We start from the raw sequence: 22,244 nt of genomic DNA, 5'->3' as shown, positions 1-22,244 counted from the left end.
GAGCCGATGTCGATTTCAGATGCGATCTACCGCCCCTTCGAGCGCCTGATCCGGCCGCTCGACATCCCCTACCGGCCGCTGCCGTCGAAGGGACCGGTCGCCGTTCTCCTGCACTTCATCGCCATGTTCCGGGGTGTGCTGATCGCGCTGGCGCTATCATCCATGGCCATCGAGGCGATGAACCTCACCATGGTCTGGGGCCTCTCCGTCATCGTCGACGGCGTCACGCAAAAGGGCGCGGCGCCCTTCCTCCGCGACGAATGGCCGTTCCTGACGTTCCTCGGCCTGCTGATCTTCCCGGCCATGCCGATCGCCTCCTTTCTGGTCAACACGCTGACCTCGCACACGCTTGGCGTCGGCATGCCCGCCGCCATCCAGTGGCAGGGGCACAAGGCGGTGGAGCGCCAGGACCTCGCTTTCTTCCACGATCTCTATGCCGGCCAGGTCGCCTCGCGGCTGCAGCAGGTGTCGTCGGCCGTGCAGCAGCAGATCATCGCCGCCTTCCAGTCGATCCCGCGTTTCCTGCTTCAGATGGTCGGCTCGGTGGTGTTGCTCAGCGCGCTCTCCTGGCAGCTCGCTCTGCCCGCCGCCATCTGGATGGCGCTCAACGTCGCGCTCGCGGTCAAGATGGCGCCCGTCTTCACCGAGCGCTCGCGCAGCACCGCCAAGCAGCGCAGCCTGGTCGCCGGGGCCATCACCGATCTCTACACCAACATGCATATGATCAAGCAGTTCGCCGCCGAAGACAGCGAGGCCGGCGCCATCCGCCGTGTCATCGGCAAGTCGGTCAGCACCCAGCACAGCGAGCAGCGGATCTACCGCACCTCCGAGCTCATCGTCGTCGCGCTCAACATGTTGCTCTGGCTGGCGATGGTCTCGATCGGCTTCACTGGTCTCGTGCATCAGTTCCTGACGATCGGCGAGTTCGTCGGCGCCATCTATGTGCTCCACCGCCTCTCCGGCCACACCTTCACTTTCCTGCAGATGGGCCAGCAGATCTTCCAGGCGATCGGCACGATCAAGGACGCCATGCCCGTCATGACGACGCCACCCACCACCACCGACCGACCCGATGCCGTCGATCTCTCCGTCACCAGAGGCGAAATCCGCTTCGACGACGTGAGTTTCGCCTACAAGACCGGCAAGCCCGTCATCGAAAACCTCCAGCTATCAGTTCGCCCCGGCGAAAAAATCGGCCTGGTCGGCCTCTCCGGCGCCGGCAAGACGACGCTGGTCAGCCTCCTTCTGCGCTTCTACGACATCGGCTCGGGCGCCATCCGCATCGACGGCCAGGACATCCGCGACATCACCCAGGCAAGCCTGCGCCGCAATATCGGCGTCATCGCGCAAGACGTGGCGATGTTGCACCGCTCGGTCGGCGACAACATCCGCTACGGTCGGCCGGAAGCCGCGCGCGCCGAGATCGAGGAGGCGGCGGAAACGGCGAGCGCCGACGCCTTCATCGCCGAACTGCGCGACGCGGACGGCCGCAAGGGCTACGACGCCTATGTCGGCGACCGCGGCATCAAGCTCTCCGGCGGCCAGCGCCAGCGCGTGGCGATCGCCCGCGTGCTGTTGAAGGACGCACCGATCCTCGTTCTCGACGAAGCGACCTCTGCGCTCGACAGCGAATCTGAAGCCGCCATCCAGGAAAAGCTCGATCTCGTCATGCGCGGCAAGACCGTCATTGCCATCGCCCACCGCCTCTCCACCATCGCCATGATGGACCGTATCGTCGTGCTCGATCAGGGCCGCATCGTCGAACAAGGCAGCCCGGCGGAACTGGCCGATGGGGACGGCCTCTTCGCGCGCCTCTGGAAACGCCAGACCGGCGGCTTCATCCCCGAGGAGATCGGCTAGATCGCTCTCCCGCTCACGCAGCAAACATCAATCGCTGTCGCGCCGGGCGACGTACTCAGGAAAGGCGGCAGCACCTCGGCTCAACGCCTTCGCCATCAGGATACCGTCGTCGAAGAAACCGTTGCGCGCATAAAAACGTCTTGCATCCACATTGGAAAGAACCGCCGCGATCCGAAGCAGCGCGCACGCCTCACGCTCGCCCTCCGCCTCGATCCACGCCATCAGCCCCGCGCCAATCCCCATGCCGCGAGCAGCCACATCGACCACGACATTGTCGGCCTCGACATATTTGCCGCACCAGAGCTGCGTGCCAATCCAGAAGCCGGCCGCACCAACCATCCGGCCATCCATATAGGCGGCGATGCAGCGATAATTGCCCTGCGCGCACATGGCCGAAAGCCGAGCGCGAAACGACGCCTCGTCGAGAGTGTTGACCTGCCGAAACAAGGGATAGATCGCCACGACCTCCTCAAGCCCGAAAAGCTCGCCTATCTCGATGTCCGAAGCCACGGCACTTTCTCCTACTGTCAGCCACCCAGCGCCACGGCAATACCAACCATGATCAAGCCAAGGCACGTCATGGTCACCCCCGCATAAAGCGGCCGTCCGCCGGAAAAGCGCGCCCAGGCATAGCCGGTGAAAAACAGAAGCCCGATCAGCAACAGATTGCTCACCCGCAACGCGCGCTCGGCACTGTCGATCAGAAAGAAAGGGATGACCGCGGGAACAGCCGTGGCCGCGACCAGAAAGAACACCGCCACCGCCGCACGCAGATCGCTTCCCGTCAACGAAACCCTCGATGGTTCGGACCGGACAGCAAGCGCCAGCAGTGACCGATAGAGCGCCTCCGCATCGGCGCTATCGACCACAAGCGCCGTCCCCTCCGTCGGAAACTCGTTGCGGATCACGGCAAGCGCCGTGGCCTCGTCCCGCGCCGCCCTGACCTGCCGGAACAGGTGCAACCGCCTGTTCCTGAAAAACGTCGTCCCCAGAATGCGCAAGACCGCGTCGATAATGCCCCATGCGACATTGCATCCGAGTGTGGAGATGATCAGCCCCCGAACATCCAGCCCCTCCTCCTGCATCACCAGGCGCGACCCGACCGTCCAGGTCAGCGCCATGATCAGCCCGAAGAGCACTTCGGCAAGCGCGTCGCCGGGATCGAGATCGTCGAAGATGGATGAGATCGTCTTCAGCGCCACGGCATTGTTCCAACCGGCAACCTCCACCCGTCGCCCTGCCGGGATGCGACGGCGCACTATGGTCGAAATGGGCGATCTCTTCATTGAGTGGGATCAAGGAACGAGCCGAAGGATGACGCCGAGAGCGGGAACGGCGCTCGTAACCTATTGAAGTGGCCAAGCTTTCCGCTTGCTCGGCGTCATCCTCGGCCTTTGTGCCGAGGATCTAAGCACGTGGCCCGGAATGCAACGGTCATGGATCATCCGCACGAGCCAAAATCCATGCACGTAGAGCCCAGACCAGATCCTCGGGACAAGTCCGAGGAAGACGTCGAGAGCGGGAACGGCGCTCGTAACCTATTGACGTAGCTGAGCTTACCTCTTGCTCGGCGTCATCCTCGGCCTTTGTGCCGAGGATCTAAGCACGCGGCGCGGAATGCAACGGTCATGGATCATCCACAGGAGCCAAAATCCATGCACGTACAGTCCAGACCAACCCTCGGCAGATCCTCGGGACGAGCCCGAGGATGACGTCGCGAATGGGGATTACACCGCGAAAACAAAACGTTACAGAATTCTGACCTCACCGTATTCCCGATACGGCGCCCGTCCCGCCCCAGCACAAAACGCAAAACGCCCGAACCAGAGGTCCGGGCGCCCGCTCATTCAGCCTGCGAAGCCGTCCTCAGAACTCTTCCCAATCCTTGTTGGCAACAGCCGCGTTGCCGTGGCTGGCGTAGACAGGTGCAGCCGCGCGCGGCGCCCGCGTCGGTGCAGCTGCTGGCGAAGCTGCGCGTGCCGGGGCGGCCGGTTCCTGCATGCGGCGGGCGACGTCGCGCAGCTGCGCGGTGCGGCCACCAAGCTGGAAGGCGCCGATCAGCGTGCTGAGGTTGGTGCTCTCCTGCGCCAGGCCAGCGCCCGCCGCATTCATCTCCTCGACCATCGCGGCGTTCTTCTGCGTTGCCTGGTCCATGTGGTTGACGGCGGTGTTGACCTCGCCGAGACCGACGGACTGCTCCTGTGCGGCCGTCGCGATCGCATCCATATGCGCGTTGACGTGCTGCACCAGCTGCTCGATCGCCGTTAAGCCCTCGCCTGTTTCGTTGACCAGCCGCACGCCCTCGGAGACGGCGATGGCGGAGTTGCCGATCAGGCCCTTGATCTCCTTGGCCGCGTTTGCCGAACGCTGCGCCAGTTCGCGCACTTCCTGGGCAACCACGGCAAAGCCCTTGCCGGCTTCACCAGCGCGTGCCGCCTCGACGCCGGCATTCAGCGCCAGAAGGTTGGTCTGGAAGGCGATCTCGTCGATCACGCCGATGATCTTGCTGATCTGCTGCGAGGAATCCTCGATCCGGCGCATGGCTTCGACGGCGTTGCGCACGACCGAGCCGGAGTGCTCGGCGCGGCTGCGGGTCTCGCGCACCGCGTCGCGCGCTTCGCCGGTCCGCTTGGAGGTGGCGACGACGTTCGAGGTGATCTCTTCGAGCGCGGCCGCTGTTTCCTCCAGCGAGGCCGCCTGCTGTTCGGTGCGCTTGGCGAGATCGTCGGAGGCGCCGGAGATTTCGCTGCTGCCGTTGCGAACCATGTCGACCGCGCTTCCGACGCCGACAAGCGCCTGGCGAAGCTGGATGACCGAGGTGTTGAAGTCGTGGCGGAGCGCTTCGAACTGCGGCGCGAACGCCGTGTTGAGCTCGCAGGTCATGTCACCAGCGGCCAGCAGCTTGAGGCCGGAAGCAAGCGCGCCGGTTGCCTGGTTGAGGCGGATTTCGGCCTCTTCCTCGGCGCGACGCTGCACTTCGATGCGCTCGCGCTCCGACTGCTGGCGGTTGACCTCGGCCTCGGCTTCCAGCTCCTTGTTGCGGATGGCGGCCAGACGGAACACTTCGACCGAGCGGGCCATGTTGCCGATCTCGTCGCCGCGCTCGGCGTAGGGCACCAGAATGTTGGTGTGACCATCGGAGAGAACGCTCATCGCCGTTGTCAGGCGTCCGATCGGACGAACGACGCGGAAGACGACGATCACGAAGGCGGCAACCGTCACGGCAACCGTGGCAACCAGCATCAGGCTGTAGAAGATGAGGGTCGCAAGCGCTGCCTGACGCGTCGTTTCCGCCTTGGCGGCAAGCGCATCCATCGCCAGCGAAGCGACATTGCCGATCGTGCCGAGTGCCGTCGTCGCTTCCGTGCGCCACTGGTCGATGCCCATCGTCGACGGACGGCCGTTGGTCAGGTCGGCGACGATGCCGGCGCGCTTTTCAGAAAACGAGCCGGAGAAATAGCTGGAGTCAGCGGTCGTGACGGCGCTCTTGATCGCCTCGGGAACGGAGGGGTGATCGGCCAGGATCTTGGTGGATGCCCAGGCGAAAGCGATGCGCACGTCTCCGGCGACGAGCTCGGAGGCTTCCTTGGGCGTCAGCGCCCGGTTGCCAGAGATTGCGCCATTGATGGCGACCGTCGCCGAACCGCCGGCGGCGCGCGCCGACCACGCGAAGTAGCGCAGTTGCACCAGATCCATCAGCGAATTGTCGAGCGTGCGGATTTCGGCCTCCGTGGCAGCCGACGTCGTCTCGAGCTTGGCAAGGAATTCGCTACCGAACGAAAGCACGCGTGGCGCAAGTGCCGCGTCGCGCTGGTCGACCGGCTCCGCCAGTTCGGCGTCGATCGACGAGCGTAGCGACACCAGCGATGCATAACCGGCATCGAGATCGGAGAGCACTGTCTTCAACGTGTCTGTGCTGAGGCCGGAAGAGATGTCCTTGACCTCGTTCAGCGCCGCATCGACGATGGCGCGCTGCTTGCGCACGCTCTCCATGCTCCCGGCAGCATCAGCCGTGGAAAGTGTCAGCGCGGTCGCGCTGTCGCCACGTTCGCTGCGGAAGGCCAGAAGCGCCTGGAACAGCGCCTTGTCGAGCTGCGCATTGGCGGCCACCTGGCCATTATTGGCATATGTGGCGTGCGAGGTCAGAAGCTTGCTGGTCACCAGGACAGTCAGTCCGGCTGAAATCACAAGAACGACGGCAATCAAAACATTACGGATCGAAAACAATTCGGCCTCCAATGAACGAAGTATCGATCACCGGTATCCGGTTTGCGCAGTTAACATTAAACTAATTTCTAATGACCGGATTTACCTGCAAGAAACCACAGGAAATGTGTTTGGCGCGAAGTTGAACAGAGCGAACAACAAGCAACGCCACCCATCTTGAGCTGTATTTTGGCGTAATTAGTATGATAATACGTTTCAATACTATCGAGAGTAGCGACAAGACCTCTCGCATGGCGTGCATCGGCTCTATGGATCGAGAAGTCGGCGATAAGGCCTGCCTGAGATCGGCGGCACGATGATGAAAATCCGCATCGCCGCAATGAAATCAGCGTCCTAATCGTTTTTTCATCCCCGCGCTCACCGCCTGCGTCACACTCACCCCGTCCCGTCTTCGGATACACCGGTTGCGTTACCGGCGAGGCGGGACCGGCGCTTTCGGGAAGCCCCTGACGCAGGGTGAAACGAGGGGCGTCGCGGAATGGTCCCGCCAGCGAAGAGTTGGTGTGCGGGGGTGAAGGTCGGTTCGCCGATACCACGCGCCTATGCACATAAGGGACGGCGACTGGCCGACCGTTGAGCCCGAAAGGGTTTTGCGGAACGGCGCCGGGGTGCTGCGGGCGACAGGTCCGCGGAGGCCCTCCCGGCGTCGATCAAGACGGCCCTTCGGGATGCCCGGGGAGCGAAAGCCTGAAGAACAAGAACAACCCCGCGAGCATATCTCTGAAAAGATGCCGATCACCCGGTAAAGGAACCAGGACACGATAGCAGACCGCCGAACGGGGCGCCGGAAGGTGTCAATAAAACTAAACTATTTACGAGGCAGCTTCTGGCGCCCCGTCCGTACCAGTGCCGTATCAACCGGGGGTGAAACCTGCCGGAGAAAAGTCATGCTCGGCCGGTGGCGGGAAAACGCGAGTATCGTCCCATTTCGATACATCCTCTCAATTTGAATTGTTCGCGCACCAAACCTGTAAGCAAGGCTTTTCAGGCTTCGATAACATCCCGGCGCTAAAAAGTCCGGACCGCATCATGGAGACGAGTGCAGTGAGCATATCTGGCGTGTTGAACATCGTATCATCGGGCATGCGGGCACAGACAACCAAAGTCGGCGTCGTCGCCGGCAACATCGCCAACAGCAGCACACCGGGCTATGCGGCGCTAAGCGCCAATCTTCAATCGACCGCCGGCGGCGGCGTTGGGGTCATGATCGCGCCTGCTGGCCAATCCGGCGAGGTCGACATCACAGGCCAGATGACCGATCTCATTCAGGCCGAGCAGAGCTACAAGGCAAGCGCCGTGGTCTTCGAGACCGGCGCCGACATGTGGGACATGCTGATGAGCATCAAGCGCGACTGACGCTTGCAACCTCAGCCAAGCAACGTATATGCCGCCGAGCCAAGCGCCACGACACCAAAGACGATCAAAAGCCAGCTCGTCGCCCGCATCACCGTCGTTGTGAAATCCTCGGACAACCGATCGCGCGCCAGGTTGACGGCACCGCTCAAGCAAAACCACCAGCCGAGCGAGCCCGCAAACACGCCACCGACGATCGCAACCGAGCTGAAGCGCCTCGTTTCGTCGAGTAGGCCGAATCCGGCAAACAGCGTTCCGAAGGAAAGGATCGTCGCCGGATTGGAAATAGTGAGCAGAAAGGTCGCGACCGTGGTGGCGAAGAGCCCGCCTGCCCTGATCTCGGCCGCCTCGACCGGATCATGCGTCAACCCGCGCCAGCCGAGAAACAGCAACAGCAATCCGCCGCCGATCGCCAGCGGCAAGGTCGCCATCGACATGGTCTCGGCAAAGACGGCAATGCCTGTCACCGCTACTAGCGCATAGCTGGCGTCCCCGATCGCAGTTCCGAAGCCACAGGAAAAGCCGGCCAGGAAGCCGCGCTCCAGCGTGCGGTTGATGCACAGCATGCCGATAGGTCCAAGCGGCGCGGTGATGATGACACCCAGCACGGCGCCCTTGAGAAACAGCAGAAGCATGAGATGCGGTCTTAAACGCTCTGGCGCGCACCGCAACGAAAAAAGCCGCCGAAACCGGCGGCCTGTGACGAAATGCTCAAGACAAGATGCCCGTGAGCCAAAGCCGATATAAAATACCGGCAGAGATTGAATGGCGGCAATGAGCGACCGCCGCCGCTCTGTTTACCGCGCCGGCACCACGGCATCGCCGCGCGCGGCCAAGGCAGCCAGATCGGCAGGCTTCAGCTCGACCGATTCGCCGCATCCGCAAGCCGACGTCTGGTTCGGATTGGTGAAGGTGAAGCCGGAGCGCAGCGTCGTCTGCTCGAAGCCCATCTCGGTGCCGAGCAGATAGAGAACCGCAGAAGGCTCGATCCACACACTCGCACCATCGCGCTCGATCAGATCGTCCTTGGCGTTGGGTTCGGTGACGAGGTCGATGGTGTATTCCATCCCCGCGCAACCGCCCTTCTTGATCCCGACGCGAATCCCCCTCGCCTCCGGTCCCGAATTCTCAACGATCGCCTTCACCCGCGCCGCGGCGGTGTCGGTCATGCTCATGACTGCAAAGCCCATAGGCCCATTCTCCTTCCACAACCGGGGTCAAGGTCCGGTGCTTCCATTACAAATATGTAGTCGCTCGCACGCGATCGATCAACAGGCCGACTTCACCGCATCTGCTTCGGCCAGTCGCGGGCGGCATGGATGACGCGAAGTATCACCACACCGCTATCCCGCACTCTATAGACCACCACGTAATTTCCCCGGGGCACCAATGCGGACGCTATACTTGTCCGTCGCATATGGAGCACCCGAATGCGGATGAGTTGCCAGCAGTTCGAACAGTTCCGTCATGCTGTCCTGCCACGCCAGCGCGGCGTGAGGATTGTGTTGTCCGATAAAGGAGATGATCCCGCGAATGTCGGCTCTCGCTTTGGGCTGAAGGCGATAGGCCATCAATCCTTGAGTCCGAATTCTCGCTCGAATTTCGCGCGTATCTCACGCATCGCCTCGGGCCCATCGATCGGCTCGCCGCTGGCTTCGCCCTCTTCGATCAGCCGCTCGAGTTCCTCGGGCGTGTAACCATGAACCAGCCGGTCGGAGTGCCAGTGATCGAGCGCAGTCAACACGACATCAGCTGTCGAACCGAACCGCCCGGAGCGCACAGCCGCATCAACGGCATCCGCCATCTCCGGCGTCAACTCAATGCTGATTGTCTCAAGGCGACCCATTGTGTGCACCTCATTGCCAGAAAGCATCATGCTAGTCGAAACGGCCGATCAATACCAGCCGACCGCCACCTGCGCCTCTTCCGACATCCGGTCCGGCGTCCACGGCGGGTCGAAGGTCATCGCAACCTCGACGCCCGAGACGCCCTCGACGGAACCGACAGCGTTTTCGACCCAGCCGGGCATCTCGCCGGCGACGGGGCAGCCGGGGGCTGTCAGCGTCATCATGATCTTGACCATGCGGTCGTCCTCGATGTCGATCTTGTAGATCAGCCCGAGTTCGAAGATGTCGGCGGGAATTTCCGGGTCGTAGACCGTCTTCAGCGCCATGATGACGTCGTCGCTGAGGCGCGCCAGTTCATCTGCGGGAATGCTGGAATGCACGATGCCTTCGCGCACGTCGATCTTCTGTTCGCTGTCGTCGAGGCTCATGTGGCCCACTCCTTAAAGCAATTCCAGGAAAAGTGCGAAGCGGTTTTCCGTTCGGAATTGCGTATACAAAACAAAGCAGAGCTGTTCTTCCATCCGAAGAAAGATGGAACAGCTCTAGCCAAAGAACTTGCGCGCATATTCCAGCGCATCGGCCAGGGCATCCACCTCGGCGCGGGTATTGTACATGCCGAAGGATGCACGGCATGTGGAGGTGACGCCGAAGCGTTTCAAGAGCGGCATGGCGCAATGCGTGCCGGCCCGAACAGCAACGCCGCGCCGGTCGATCACGGTCGAGACGTCATGGGCGTGCAGCCCCTCGATCTCGAAGGAGAAGATTCCGCCCTTGCCCGGCGCATTGCCGATGACGCGCAGCGAATTGATGTCGCGAAGCCGCTCGGTAGCGTAGGCCGCCAGATCCGCCTCATGTCTTGCGATCGCCTCGCGGCCGATCTTGTCCATGTAGTCGAGCGCATAACCAAGCCCGATCGCCTGTACGATCGGCGGCGTGCCGGCCTCGAAGCGGTGCGGCGGGTCGTTGTAGGTAACGGCATCCTCGGTGACCTCGAAGATCATCTCGCCGCCGCCCTGGAACGGCCGCATCGCCTTCAATCGATCCTTCTTGCCGTAAAGCACGCCGATCCCCGAGGGACCGTAGAGCTTGTGGCCGGTCATCACGTACCAGTCGCAATCGATATCCTGCACATCGACGGGCATGTGGACAGCGCCCTGCGAGCCGTCGACGAGCACGGGAATGCCGCGCTCATGCGCGATCCGGCAGATCTCCTTGACCGGTACCACTGTGCCCAGCGCATTCGACATATGGGTGATGGCGACGAGCTTGGTGCGCTCCGTGAGGCTCTTTTCGAAATCCTCGATATGGAAGGCACCCTCGTCGTCGACCGGAACCCAGACCAGCTTGGCGCCCTGCCGCTCGCGGATGAAGTGCCAGGGCACGATGTTGGAGTGGTGCTCCATGATCGAGATGACGATCTCGTCGCCCTCGCCGATATTCGGCATGCCCCAGCCATAGGCGACCGTGTTGATCGCCTCGGTCGAGGACTTGGTGAAGACGATATCATCAACCGAAGGCGCGTTCAGGAAGCGTCGCACCTTTTCGCGCGCGGCTTCATAGGCTTCGGTGGCGGCGTTGGACAGGAAGTGCAGGCCGCGATGCACATTGGCGTATTCGTTGGAATAGGCATGGCTGATCGCGTCGATCACCACCTGCGGCTTCTGGGCCGAGGCGCCGTTGTCGAGATAGACCAGCGGCTTGCCGTACACTTCCTTCGCAAGGATCGGAAAATCCTTGCGAATGGCTTCGACGTCATAGGCGGCCGGTGCAGTCTGATCCATGTCAGGCCCTTTCATATCGCGCTTCCGCGCCGTCATCCTCGCGCTTGTCCCGAGGATCCAATCACGTTTCCACTCGTCGCAACGGTTGTGGACAAATCCACTACCGTCAAATTCCCGGCTGGCGGCAGCAGATCCTCGGGACAAGCCCGAGGATGACGCCGAGCGCGAGGCGAACCCGCCGCCACACCAACCGCCACGTCGGCGACGACATTACAGCGAGGCCACATGCGCCATCGCCAACCATCGTCTCCCTGCACGAACTCTTACGGTCGTCATCCTCGGGCATGTCCCGAGGATCTAAGCACGTCTCCACTCGTCGCAACGGTTGTGGACAAGTCCACTACCGTCGAAATCCCAGCTGGCAGCAGCAGATCCTCGGGTCAAGCCCGAGGATGACGTCGCGTGTGGGGCGAACCCGCCGTCACACAAACCGCCACGTCGGCGACGACATTACAGCGAGGCCATATGCGCCATCGCCAACCATCGTCTCCCTGCACGAACTCTTACGGCCGTCATCCTCGGACTTGTCCCGAGGATCTAAGCACGTCTCCACTCGTCGCAACGGTTGTGGACAAATCCACCACCGTCGAAATCCCGGCTGGCAGCAGCAGATCCTCGGGTCTAGCCCGAGGATGACGTCGCGCGTGGGGCGAACCCGCCGTCACACAAACCGTCAGACTGAAGACGCAAGGCCACATTCACCATCGCCAACCATCGTCTCCCGTCACCAACCCTCACCGCCGTCATCCCCGGCACAAACCCGAAGGTCACGGCGAAAATTGCCGTTACGCGTGCTTTTCGAGCCAGGCCGAGATTACGCCTTCCAGCGCCTCGACCAGGGCTTCGTCTTCCAGTTCCTCGACGATCTCGGCAACGAAGGCGTTGACCAGCATGGCGCGGGCCTTGTTCTCCGGGATACCACGGGCCATCAGATAATAGAGATGATTGTGGTCGATATCGGCAACCGTGGCGCCATGGCCGCACTGCACGTCGTCGGCGAAGATCTCGAGCTCCGGCTTCACCGAGAACTCGGCGTCGTCGGACATCAGCAGCGTGTTGCACGCCATCTTCGCGTCGGTCTTCTGCGCGTCGGGTGCCACCCGGATCATGCCCTGGAACACGCCCTTGGCGCGGTCGAAAACGACGTTGCGGATGATCTCGGTCGAGCCGGTATGCGGCACGTTGTGGCCGAGCACCATGGTCACGTCGGTATGCGTCTCGGCGCCGAGCAGGTTGATCCCGCGCAGCGTCAGATCGGCACCCTCGCCCGTCACCTTGATGTGCAGCTCCTGGCGCACCAGCTGCCCGCCGGCATTGATGACGAACAGCTTCAGCTTGGCGTTTGCGCCGAGATCGATGCGGATCTGGCCGAGATGCGTGTCGTCGGCGCCCTGCTGCTGCACGATGATCCAGGTCACCTCGCTGCCTTCGCCGACCGTGACGTCGCTGACGTGCGAGACCAGCGCCGCATCCGATGCCACCGACAGGTGACGTTCGATCACGGTCCCCTTGACGGCCGAGCCGATGCTGACGGGAAGGCGCGTATGCGTCTGGCCGCCGGCATGCACGAACTGGATTTCCAGCGGCTCTTCAAGCACGGTTTCAGCCGGCACGTCGATCACGTAGCCGTCGCGCACGAAGCTGCCGTTGATCCGGCCGACCGCGTCGTCCTTGTCGAGCGCGCCAAGGCCATTGGCGGCCGAACCGTTCGACAGTTGCTCGGCATAGCTCGAAAGCACGAGATCGCCGGCGCGCGCCTTGTGATCGGGACGTCCCTGGATCACCGAGAGCACGGCCGAACCCTCGACCAGCGGATCGCGGGCGTCGGAGCCGGCGTCGCCTGCCTGAGCCGGCACGGCGCGCAGCAGCGTCTTCAGGTCCGTGTAGTGCCAGGCTTCGACGCGGCGCGTCGGCAGGCCCGATGTCTTCAGGTCGTCGAGCAGCCGGTCGCGAATGGCGATCACGGCGCCGTCGCCCGGCAGTTCGCCGATCTGGTTGTTGAACGCCTCGATCAGCGCCGCTTCCGCGGCGGTCAGGCGGGTCGTCGTCTGCATGTTCATGCGACCAGTTCCTTTCCGCCTAGATCAGGCCGCCGCTCCGATGATGTCGGCATAACCGTTGGCTTCCAGATCGTGCGCCAGCGTCTTGTCGCCGCTCTTGATGATCTGGCCCTTGTAGAGAACGTGAACGGTGTCCGGCACGATGTAGTCGAGCAGGCGCTGGTAGTGGGTGATGACGATGGTGGCGCGATCGGGCGAGCGCAGCGCGTTGACGCCATCGGCCACGATCTTCAGCGCGTCGATGTCGAGGCCGCTGTCGGTTTCGTCGAGGATGCAAAGCTGCGGCTCGAGCAGCGCCATCTGCAGGATCTCGGCGCGCTTCTTCTCGCCGCCGGAAAAGCCGACGTTCAGCGGACGCTTCAGCATGTCGGTGTTGATCTGCAGCTTGGCGGCCGCATCCTTCACGAGGCGCATGAAATCGGGCGTCTTCAGCTCTTCCTCGCCGCGCGCCTTGCGCTGCTCGTTCATCGCGACCTTCAGGAACTGCATGGTGGCGACGCCGGGGATTTCGACCGGATACTGGAACGCCAGGAAGATGCCCTTGGAGGCGCGCTCTGCCGGATCGAGTTCGAGAATGCTCTCGCCGTTGTAGAGAATCTCGCCCTCGGTGACTTCGTAATCGTCGCGACCGGACAGGATATAGGACAGCGTCGACTTGCCGGAGCCGTTCGGCCCCATGATCGCAGCCACTTCTCCGGCCCTCACGGTGAGGTTCAGCCCCTTGATGATCTCGGTGCCGTCTTCGGCGATACGGGCGTGCAGGTTCTTGATTTCAAGCATTGTGTTCTTCCTGTTCATGCAGCGGTTTCAAGGACCGCCGGGCACTCAATTGTAATCCGACCACTGTTCCGTTTGCGGATGAGGCCGATAGGCATTCTCGATGTCATCGATCCGCTCGTAGAGGTCGGCCCAGGTCGGGTTCAAGCTCTCTACCAGCTTGACTTTCCATTCACGCATGTAGCGTTTCAAGGACTTCTCCCGCTGTATCGCCAACACGATGTTTGGATGGCGCTCAAACCAGACGAGGTTCCTTGCTCGATACTTCCGCGTAAACCCTTCATGCACTTCGTTGCGGTGCTCCCAGCTGCGATCATGCAGATCACTGGTGACACCTGTGTAGATCACCCCGCGCGGCTTGTCGGACATCATGTAGACAAAGCCACTCATCCTTACGCCCCTTACGGTCGATCGCGTTCCTTTTCGTCGTCATCCCAGGGCTTGTCCCGGGGATTTAAGCACGTCTCCATTTTCCGCAACGGTCGTGGACAAATCCACTACCGTCGAATTTCCGGTTGGCGGCAGCAGATCATCGGGACAAGCCCGAGGATGACGCCGAGTGTGAGGCGACCTCGCCATCACACCGGTAACGACATCGCAGCAAGGCCACATCCGCCATCGCCAACCGTCGTCACCCGTCACCAACCTTCAACACCGTCATCCTCGGGCTTGTCCCGAGGATCTAAGCACGTCTCCACTTTCCGCTACGGTCATGGACAAATCCACTCCCGTCGAATTCCCGGTTGGCGGCAGCAGATCCTCGGGACAAGCCCGAGGATGACGCCGAGTGTGAGGCGACCTGGCCGTCACACTGGAGACGACATTACAGCAAGGCTACATCCGCCACCGCCAACCATCGTCACCCGTCACCAACCTTCACCACCGTCATCCTCGGGCTTGTCCCGAGGATCTAAGCACGTCTCCACTTGCCGCAACGGTCATGGACAAGTCCGCCACCGTCGAATTCCTGGCCGGCCGCAGCAGATCCTAGGGACAAGCCCGAGGACGACGCCGAGCGCGAGGCGTGCCCGCCGTCACGCTGCGCCGGCAGCCACATCACCCCACAGAGCCCTCAAGCGAGATGCTGATCAGCTTCTGCGCTTCGACGGCGAACTCCATCGGCAGTTCCTGCAGGACTTCCTTGACGAAGCCGTTGACGATCAACGCAATCGCCTCTTCCTCGGGAATGCCGCGCTGCAGGCAGTAGAACTTCTGGTCCTCGGAGATCTTCGAGGTGGTGGCCTCGTGTTCGAACTGCGCGGTCGAGTTCTTTGCCTCGATGTAGGGCACCGTGTGGGCGCCGCACTTGTCGCCGATCAGAAGCGAATCGCACTGCGTGAAATTGCGGGCGTTCGATGCCTTGCGGTGGGCCGAGACCTGGCCGCGATAGGTGTTCTGCGACACGCCGGCGGCAATGCCCTTGGAGACGATGCGGCTCGACGTGTTCTTGCCGAGATGGATCATCTTGGTGCCCGAATCGATCTGCTGGTGGCCGTTCGACACGGCGATCGAGTAGAACTCGCCCCTGGAATCATCGCCGCGCAGAATGCACGACGGATACTTCCAGGTGATCGCCGAGCCGGTTTCGACCTGCGTCCACGAGATCTTCGAACGCGCGCCGCGGCAATCGCCGCGCTTGGTCACGAAGTTGTAGATGCCGCCCTTGCCCTGCGCATCGCCGGGATACCAGTTCTGGACCGTCGAATACTTGATCTCGGCGTCGTCGAGAGCGACGAGTTCGACCACGGCCGCATGCAGCTGGTTTTCATCGCGCTGCGGCGCGGTGCAGCCTTCGAGATAGGACACGTAGGCACCCTCTTCGGCGATGATCAGCGTGCGCTCGAACTGGCCGGTGTTCTTCTCGTTGATGCGGAAGTAGGTGGACAGTTCCATCGGGCAGCGAACGCCCTTCGGAATGAACACGAAGGAACCGTCGGTGAAGACAGCCGAATTCAGCGTCGCATAGTAGTTGTCGGAGGTCGGAACGACCGAGCCGAGATACTTCTTCACTAATTCCGGGTGCTCGCGAATGGCTTCCGAGATCGACATGAAGATCACGCCGGCCTTCTTCAGCTCTTCCTTGAAGGTGGTGACGACGGAAACGCTGTCGAAAACCGCATCGACGGCAATCTTCGGCCGTTCGACACCGGCCAGAATTTCCTGTTCCTTCAGCGGAATGCCGAGCTTCTCATAGACCTTGAGAATCTCCGGATCGACTTCGTCCAGTGACTTCGGGCCTGGCGTCGACTTCGGCGCGGCGTAGTAATAGATGTCGTTGAAATCGATCTTCGGATAATCGACGCGAGCCCAGGTCGGCTCTTCCAGCGTCAGCCAACGCTTGTAGGCGTCCATGCGCCATTCGAGCATCCACTCCGGCTCCTGCTTCTTGGCGGAGATGAAACGGATGATATCCTCGGACAGGCCCTTGGGTGCCTTGTCCATCTCGATGATCGTCTCGAAACCGTATTTGTACTGATCGACGTCAATCTCGCGGACGCGATCGACCGTTTCCTGGACGGCGGGCATATCGTTCTCCAATCTCGCCGGAGAAAAGGTCCGGCAGCTTGTCGTTCGGGCAATTTTTGTTGCCCCTTATGTAAGTGGCCAAAGGGGACTTTTCAGCCCGAATGGCAAGTGGAAATTTGCGTTTTCGCAAATTTATCAGGCGGTCGTGACGCTTTGTCAGGCAATCACGCCGCCTCTCCCGCCGGCTTGCGCCGCGCGGCTATCTTCGTGAATGTCGCGACGGCCCTGGCGATATCCTCGTCCGTCGTCGAAAAACCGAGCGACATCCTGAGCGCGCCGAGCTTGGGATCACGCCCCATCGCCACCAGAACGTGGCTCTCGCCGACCTTGCCGGACGAGCAGGCAGCCCCCGCAGACAGCGCCACGCCTTCGAGATCGAAGGCGATCTGCCCGGTCTCGGCCTTCAGCCCCGGCAGGGTGAAGAAGGTGGTGTTGGAGACACGCTGTTGATCCGCGCCGTAAATGACGACGTCGGGTGCGGCGTTGCGCATTCCGTCTTCCAGCTGCTGCCGCAAAGCGGAGATGCGGGCATTGCGCTCGCCAAACTCCCGCACAGCCACCTCGGCAGCCGCGCCAAAGCCGATCACGGCAAGCGAATTCTCGGTCCCCGAGCGGTGACCCTTCTCCTGCCCGCCGCCATGGATCAGCGCCCTCGGCATCAGCACTTCGCCGCGCGACACAAGCGCGCCGGCGCCCTTAGGGCCACCGATCTTGTGCGAGGAAACGATGATGAAATCAGCGCCGAGCGCATTGATATCAAGCGCGATTCGGCCCGCCGCCTGCACGGCATCGACCACAAGCAGACCACCATGCGCCTGCACGATCTTGGCGACCTCGGCCACCGGCTGCACCACGCCCGTCTCGTTATTGACGAGCATGACCGCGACCATCGGCAGGCCGGTCGATTTGTCGTGACCGGCCAGAAGGCTCTGCAGCTGATCGAGATCGACGACGCCATCGGCCGTCACCGCGATCTCGCTCGTGCGATCCTTCCCGAAGCGTCCGCCTTCGCGGATCGCCGGATGCTCGATCGCCGAGTGATAGAGATGGCCGATCGCCATCGGCGTGCGGCCCATCCGGAAATCCGGCGTCAGCACCATGTTGGCGGCCTCGGTGGCGCCGCTGGTGAAGACAACATGGGCGGGATCGGCGCCGACGAGGGCCGCCACCTGACGGCGGGCGCCTTCGATCGCGGCGCGCACCGCGCGTCCCTCGCCATGGACCGAACTCGGATTGCCGAACATATCCAGCGCCCGCAGAACCGCGTCGCGCGCTGCGGGATGCAGCGGTGCCGTCGCGTTCCAATCCAGATAGAGCCGGGCCGGCGCCATGATCTTTTCGTCCTGCGCTTGGTTCTTGCGTGGCAAGCCGGTGCATTTTCCTTGAAAAGTCAGCCGGGCTTGCCTTATGACACATCCAACACTGCGTGGATTGCCATGCAAGTTTCGAATTGTTCTAAACTGCGTTTTAGAAAAGCTGACAACGTCCGTCAAGTCTGCGCAGGGCGAACGCGAGAAATAAAAGCCGGAGTACCGATGCCCGAAGTCATTTTCAACGGCCCCGCAGGCCGCCTTGAAGGCCGCTACCAGCCCTCCAAGGAAAAGAGCGCGCCGATTGCCCTCATCCTGCACCCGCACCCCCAGTTCGGCGGCACGATGAACAACCAGATCGTCTACCAGCTCTTCTACATGTTCCAGAAGCGCGGGTTCACGACGTTGCGCTTCAACTTCCGTGGTATCGGCCGCAGCCAGGGCGAATTCGACCATGGCGCCGGCGAACTCTCGGATGCCGCCTCGGCACTCGACTGGGTGCAGAGCCTGCATCCTGATTCGAAGACCTGTTGGGTCGCCGGTTATTCCTTCGGCTCGTGGATCGGCATGCAGCTGCTCATGCGTCGCCCGGAGATCGAAGGTTTCATGTCGATCGCGCCGCAGCCAAACACCTACGACTTCTCCTTCCTCGCCCCCTGCCCGTCGTCTGGCCTGATCATCAACGGCGACGCCGACAAGGTGGCACCGGAGAAGGACGTCAACGGTCTGGTCGAGAAGCTGAAGACCCAGAAGGGCATCCTCATCACCCACCGCACGGTGCCGGGCGCCAACCACTTCTTCAACGGCCAGGTGGAAACGCTGATGGGCGAATGCGAGGACTACCTCGACCGCCGCCTCAACGGCGAGCTGGTTCCGGAACCGGCCGCCAAGCGCATCCGCTGACGATGCGGATCGTTGTCGATACCAATGTGCTTGTCAGCGCTTGTATCGGCAATGGCCATAGACTCAGCGTCGTTCTCGAAGAGCGAAATTCATGACGATGCTGAGTTTTCAGGTTTCCAAGGACGTCGAGAAGAAGGTCGCGGACATTGCGGCCGAAAGCGGCAGAACCGTCGAGGATCTGCTGAGCGACATGACTGCGCGGATGGTGCGGGACTTCGAGGCGCGCCAGACATTCGAAACGATGTCGGAACGTGGACGCGGTGAAGTCGACAAGGCGCTGGACCTGCTTCGCAAGCCCGACGCCAACGGCTGACCTAAGATAACGATCCGCTAGGCTTGGCGCATCTCGGTGGTCAGCTCGAAGGTCGGGCACGACATGTTGTCGATGATCAGCGGCATGCGGCCCCGCATGCCGATTTTCGTGAGAACACGCTGCGATGCCAGATTGTCCGGATGCGTGAATGCGATGAACTGGTCAGCGAATCTCTTGTCGAAGAACCAGTCCGCCAGCCCCTTCCCCAGTTCCGTCGCGTAACCCTTGCCCCACTCCTCGTGGCGGAGCGAATAGCCGAGCTCGAACTCGCCGCGATCTCCGCCATAGCGGGAAAAGCCCGCCCGGCCGATGAAGCAGCCGTCGTCGAGGCTGGTGACCTTGTATTTGGTCACGCCATCGCGTGCCTGCTCGGCAAAGAAGCTCATGAAGCGCTCCTGCGCCTTGGCTGAACTCCAAGGCGCTCCGCCAGAGAGATAGCGGGTCGTCTCGATCGTCGAATGCAGCAATTGCAGCAGATGGACGTCATATTGCCCCCACATGGACAAGGCGAGTCGTGGCGTCTTCAGGATAACAGTATCAGTCATGGCTTCCTCGCAATCACACCGCCGGTCACAGCCGCCGAAACGCCTGTCGTGCCGGGAAAGGTCAGCGGCAGTCCGCTGACGGAGCGTACCGCCAGGTAAGCCCAGGCCTCCGCCTCCATGGCGCCGCCGTCAAAACCGGCCATCTCCGCCGAGACGACCCGGGCACCCTTTGCCGCGGCGAGATCCGCGAACTCGCCCATGATGACAGGATTGAGTCGCCCGCCTCCGCAGACGACGTATGTCTTGGGCGGTTGCGGCAGGTGATCGGCGAGTTTGACGATCGAGGCGGCGGTGACATGCGCCAGCGTCCTTGCGCCATCCTCCAGCGACACCTCGCCTTTCTCGGGCGGCAGAAAATCGCCACGATCGAGCGAGCGCCTGATATTGCCGGAGAAGAACGGGCTCGCCAGATAGCGGCGCGCCAGATCGGGCACCACCGCCCCACGGCTCGCCGTCTCGCCATTGCGGTCGTAGGCCCGGCCGGTATGCACCTCGACCCACTGGTCGATCAGCATGTTCCCCGGCCCGCTGTCGAAAGCCGAAAGCACACCGTCGGCGCCGACATAGGTGAGGTTCGAGATGCCGCCAATATTGACGAAGACAACGGGCGCCGCGAAACCATCCGGCAGGTTGGCCGAAAGGGCCGCGTGATAGACAGGGATCAGCGGCGCGCCCTGCCCGCCATGCACCATGTCGTTGGCCCGCATGTCGTATACGGCGTCGATGCCGGTCTCGGACGCCAAGAGCGGCCCGTCGCCGATCTGCACGGTGACGCCGGCATCCGGCCGATGCAGCACGGTCTGGCCGTGAAAGCCGATGAGGTCGATATCCTCAGGCTTGAGGTTGTGGCGCGCCAGGAAGGATTTGACCACGGCGGCATGGCAGAGCGTCAGCACCCGCTCGGCGTCGGCAAGATCGCCCGGCCGATCGCCACGCTCGACCACGGCCTTGGCCGTCTGCAGCGCTTGCTTCCAGCGGCCGCGCAGATCGTCGTCATAGGGCACGTAGAGGCTCGGGCCGCGACGGATGATGTTTTCGCCGTCGGTCTTAAGCAGCGCCGCGTCGATCCCGTCCATCGAGGTGCCGCTCATCAGGCCGATCGCTGTCAGGATTTTCCCCATTGTCCCTCGATAATCTACAAATAAACGAGCCAATCAACCAAATGGTGACTGTGCGAGAAAACAGTGCTAAACGCGCCGCGTTGCTTCAACAATAGCCAATCCGAAAATCCTGATCCGAAAGCAAAAGGTCATGACCGAGTTCAAATCCGATTTCCTCCGCACGCTGAAAGAGCGTGGCTTCATTCATCAGATCTCCGATGAATCCGGCCTCGACGCCCTGCTCGCCAAGGAAACCGTGACCGCCTATATCGGCTATGACCCGACCGCATCGAGCCTGCATGTTGGCCACCTCACCCAGATCATGATGCTGCACTGGTTCCAGCAGACGGGCCACCGTCCGATCTCGCTGATGGGCGGCGGCACCGGCATGGTCGGCGACCCCTCCTTCAAGGATGAGGCCCGCAAGCTGATGACGGTCGATACGATCGAGGAGAACATCGCCTCGATCAAGAGCTGCTTTGCCAACTACCTCGACTACGACAAGACGGGCAATCCGGCGCTGATGATCAACAACGCCGAGTGGCTGCGCTCGCTGAATTACCTCGAATTCCTGCGCGATGTCGGCCGCCATTTCTCGGTCAACCGCATGCTCTCCTTCGACAGCGTCAAGACGCGCCTCGACCGCGAGCACTCGCTGTCCTTCCTTGAATTCAACTACATGATCCTGCAGGCTTACGACTTCGTCGAGCTCGCCAAGCGCTACGATTGCCGGCTGCAGATGGGCGGCTCCGATCAGTGGGGCAACATCATCAACGGCATCGACCTCGGTCACCGCATGGGGACCGAGCAGCTATACGCGCTGACCTCGCCGCTCTTGACCACGTCCTCGGGCGCCAAGATGGGCAAGTCCGCCTCGGGCGCGGTATGGCTCAACGCCGACCTGCTGCCGGTCTATGATTTCTGGCAATACTGGCGCAACACCGAAGACGCCGACGTGCCGCGCTTCCTGAAGCTCTTCACCACGCTGCCGATGGATGAGATCGCCCGCCTGTCGGCGCTTGCCGGCTCTGAGCTCAACGAGGTCAAGAAGATCCTGGCGACCGAGGTCACCACGATCCTGCATGGCCGCACTGCTGCCGAACAGGCAGCCGAGACCGCCCGCAAGACCTTCGAGGAAGGCGCGCTTTCCGACAACCTCCCCTCGATCGACGTGCCCGCTGCCGAACTCGAAGCCGGCATCGGCCTGCTGGCCCTCATCGTCCGCGCCGGCCTTGCCACCTCCAACGGCGAAGCCCGCCGCCACGTCCAGGGCGGCGCCGTCCGCATCAACGACCAGGCCGTCAGCGACGAGCGCAAGCTTATCGGCGGCGGTGAAGTGACCGCCGACGGCGTGATCAAGCTGTCGCTCGGCAAGAAGAAACACATCCTGATCCGCCCGGCGGCGTAAGGGCGGGTATGTGCTAGGATTGCGAAGAGGTCGGCGCGGAAGCGCCGGCCTTTTTTGTCGTGCGGCGGTGGGCGGCAAGGTCCATTGACGTTGCATTCCGGGCAGCGTGCTTAGATCCTCGGGACGAGCCCGAGGATGACGTCGCGGAGGAGGAAATGCTTGCATCCTCAAAGCGTTAGCGACGGCATCGATCCATCGCCGCGTCATCCTCGGCCTTGTGCCGAGGATCTAAGC

The 22,244-nt window shown here is 62.2% G+C and carries 20 protein-coding genes and 1 pseudogene; 5 read left to right on the top strand and 16 right to left on the bottom strand.

All coding sequences use genetic code 11. The features are described 5' to 3' along the window. Positions 1 to 6: 6 nt before the first annotated feature. The gene (locus tag ACCD05_RS25535) at positions 7 to 1,860 is read left to right on the top strand and encodes an ABC transporter ATP-binding protein (protein WP_413396225.1); all 1,854 of its coding nucleotides are present in this window, start codon (positions 7 to 9) and stop codon (positions 1,858 to 1,860) included. 27 nt (positions 1,861 to 1,887) lie between these two features. Here ACCD05_RS25535 and ACCD05_RS25530 read toward each other — a convergent pair whose 3' ends face one another. The 3 genes from ACCD05_RS25530 to ACCD05_RS25520 all read right to left on the bottom strand — a co-directional run bounded on the left by ACCD05_RS25530 (position 1,888) and on the right by ACCD05_RS25520 (position 6,087). Then, positions 1,888 to 2,370, bottom strand: a complete 483-nt coding sequence (locus ACCD05_RS25530) for a GNAT family N-acetyltransferase (protein WP_413396224.1) — start codon at positions 2,368 to 2,370, stop codon at positions 1,888 to 1,890. A gap of 17 nt (positions 2,371 to 2,387) precedes the next feature. Continuing rightward, complete coding sequence (locus ACCD05_RS25525) at positions 2,388 to 3,146, bottom strand: VIT1/CCC1 transporter family protein (RefSeq protein ID WP_413396222.1); 759 nt, start codon at positions 3,144 to 3,146, stop codon at positions 2,388 to 2,390. A gap of 580 nt (positions 3,147 to 3,726) precedes the next feature. After that, on the bottom strand, positions 3,727 to 6,087 hold the full coding sequence (locus tag ACCD05_RS25520; RefSeq protein WP_413396220.1) for a methyl-accepting chemotaxis protein: 2,361 nt from the start codon (positions 6,085 to 6,087) through the stop codon (positions 3,727 to 3,729). Positions 6,088 to 7,131: 1,044 nt separating this feature from the next. Between ACCD05_RS25520 and ACCD05_RS25515 the strand changes: the two genes are divergently transcribed. Continuing rightward, positions 7,132 to 7,443, top strand: coding sequence for a flagellar basal body protein (locus tag ACCD05_RS25515; protein WP_413396218.1), 312 nt, complete (start codon positions 7,132 to 7,134; stop codon positions 7,441 to 7,443). Positions 7,444 to 7,454: 11 nt separating this feature from the next. Here the strand turns inward: ACCD05_RS25515 and ACCD05_RS25510 are convergent, their stop codons facing one another. From ACCD05_RS25510 to ACCD05_RS25460, 11 genes and pseudogenes are all read right to left on the bottom strand, one after another. Continuing rightward, complete coding sequence (locus ACCD05_RS25510) at positions 7,455 to 8,075, bottom strand: LysE family translocator (protein ID WP_413396216.1); 621 nt, start codon at positions 8,073 to 8,075, stop codon at positions 7,455 to 7,457. A 162-nt stretch (positions 8,076 to 8,237) separates the two neighbouring features. Continuing rightward, on the bottom strand, positions 8,238 to 8,630 hold the full coding sequence (gene sufA / locus ACCD05_RS25505; protein WP_413396214.1) for a Fe-S cluster assembly scaffold SufA: 393 nt from the start codon (positions 8,628 to 8,630) through the stop codon (positions 8,238 to 8,240). A gap of 92 nt (positions 8,631 to 8,722) precedes the next feature. Beyond that, positions 8,723 to 9,011, bottom strand: a pseudogene (locus ACCD05_RS25500) (type II toxin-antitoxin system RelE/ParE family toxin). Continuing rightward, positions 9,011 to 9,286, bottom strand: coding sequence for a type II toxin-antitoxin system ParD family antitoxin (locus ACCD05_RS25495; protein ID WP_413396212.1), 276 nt, complete (start codon positions 9,284 to 9,286; stop codon positions 9,011 to 9,013). The pseudogene ACCD05_RS25500 and the gene ACCD05_RS25495 overlap by 1 nt, the downstream one beginning before the upstream one ends. Before the next feature lie 48 nt (positions 9,287 to 9,334). Continuing rightward, a complete protein-coding gene (locus ACCD05_RS25490; protein ID WP_047512131.1) occupies positions 9,335 to 9,715 on the bottom strand; it encodes an SUF system Fe-S cluster assembly protein in 381 nt (126 codons plus the stop codon). A gap of 114 nt (positions 9,716 to 9,829) precedes the next feature. After that, positions 9,830 to 11,068: a cysteine desulfurase gene (locus ACCD05_RS25485; RefSeq protein WP_413396210.1), complete on the bottom strand. Its 1,239-nt coding sequence runs from the start codon at positions 11,066 to 11,068 to the stop codon at positions 9,830 to 9,832. A 785-nt stretch (positions 11,069 to 11,853) separates the two neighbouring features. Further along, the gene (gene sufD / locus ACCD05_RS25480) at positions 11,854 to 13,128 is read right to left on the bottom strand and encodes a Fe-S cluster assembly protein SufD (protein ID WP_413396208.1); all 1,275 of its coding nucleotides are present in this window, start codon (positions 13,126 to 13,128) and stop codon (positions 11,854 to 11,856) included. Positions 13,129 to 13,152: 24 nt separating this feature from the next. Beyond that, positions 13,153 to 13,908 carry a Fe-S cluster assembly ATPase SufC gene (sufC, locus tag ACCD05_RS25475; protein ID WP_413396207.1) on the bottom strand — a complete coding sequence of 252 codons (756 nt, stop codon included), beginning with the start codon at positions 13,906 to 13,908 and terminating at the stop codon, positions 13,153 to 13,155. Positions 13,909 to 13,953: 45 nt separating this feature from the next. Beyond that, positions 13,954 to 14,295, bottom strand: coding sequence for a GIY-YIG nuclease family protein (locus ACCD05_RS25470; protein WP_111563571.1), 342 nt, complete (start codon positions 14,293 to 14,295; stop codon positions 13,954 to 13,956). Positions 14,296 to 14,961: 666 nt separating this feature from the next. After that, complete coding sequence (gene sufB, locus ACCD05_RS25465) at positions 14,962 to 16,431, bottom strand: Fe-S cluster assembly protein SufB (protein ID WP_413396204.1); 1,470 nt, start codon at positions 16,429 to 16,431, stop codon at positions 14,962 to 14,964. A gap of 164 nt (positions 16,432 to 16,595) precedes the next feature. Next, positions 16,596 to 17,762: a cysteine desulfurase family protein gene (locus ACCD05_RS25460; RefSeq protein WP_413396272.1), complete on the bottom strand. Its 1,167-nt coding sequence runs from the start codon at positions 17,760 to 17,762 to the stop codon at positions 16,596 to 16,598. Between the two features lie 204 nt (positions 17,763 to 17,966). On the opposite strand from ACCD05_RS25460, the gene ACCD05_RS25455 reads away from it, so the two are divergent. Together ACCD05_RS25455 and ACCD05_RS25450 are read left to right on the top strand one after the other, a co-directional pair. Further along, complete coding sequence (locus ACCD05_RS25455; protein ID WP_018902229.1) at positions 17,967 to 18,644, top strand: alpha/beta hydrolase; 678 nt, start codon at positions 17,967 to 17,969, stop codon at positions 18,642 to 18,644. A 91-nt stretch (positions 18,645 to 18,735) separates the two neighbouring features. Next, on the top strand, positions 18,736 to 18,957 hold the full coding sequence (locus tag ACCD05_RS25450) for a hypothetical protein (RefSeq protein WP_289726497.1): 222 nt from the start codon (positions 18,736 to 18,738) through the stop codon (positions 18,955 to 18,957). A 17-nt stretch (positions 18,958 to 18,974) separates the two neighbouring features. Here the strand turns inward: ACCD05_RS25450 and ACCD05_RS25445 are convergent, their stop codons facing one another. Both ACCD05_RS25445 and ACCD05_RS25440 read right to left on the bottom strand, forming a co-directional pair. Then, entirely contained in the window at positions 18,975 to 19,502 is a 528-nt protein-coding gene (locus ACCD05_RS25445) for a GNAT family N-acetyltransferase (protein ID WP_413396202.1), read from the bottom strand. Continuing rightward, positions 19,499 to 20,623 (bottom strand): anhydro-N-acetylmuramic acid kinase, encoded by a 1,125-nt coding sequence (locus tag ACCD05_RS25440; RefSeq protein ID WP_413396200.1) that lies wholly within the window; start codon positions 20,621 to 20,623, stop codon positions 19,499 to 19,501. The genes ACCD05_RS25445 and ACCD05_RS25440 overlap by 4 nt, the downstream gene beginning before the upstream one ends. A 130-nt stretch (positions 20,624 to 20,753) precedes the next feature. Between ACCD05_RS25440 and tyrS the strand changes: the two genes are divergently transcribed. Beyond that, a complete protein-coding gene (gene tyrS, locus ACCD05_RS25435) occupies positions 20,754 to 22,010 on the top strand; it encodes a tyrosine--tRNA ligase (protein ID WP_413396198.1) in 1,257 nt (418 codons plus the stop codon). The last annotated feature ends 234 nt before the right edge of the window (positions 22,011 to 22,244 follow it).

The organism is Rhizobium sp. Rhizsp42, from assembly GCF_047304155.1.
In the GTDB taxonomy this organism is placed as follows: domain Bacteria; phylum Pseudomonadota; class Alphaproteobacteria; order Rhizobiales; family Rhizobiaceae; genus Rhizobium.
Note: the sequence above shows the minus strand (reverse complement) of the source record. Positions and strands in the feature narration are given on the sequence as shown.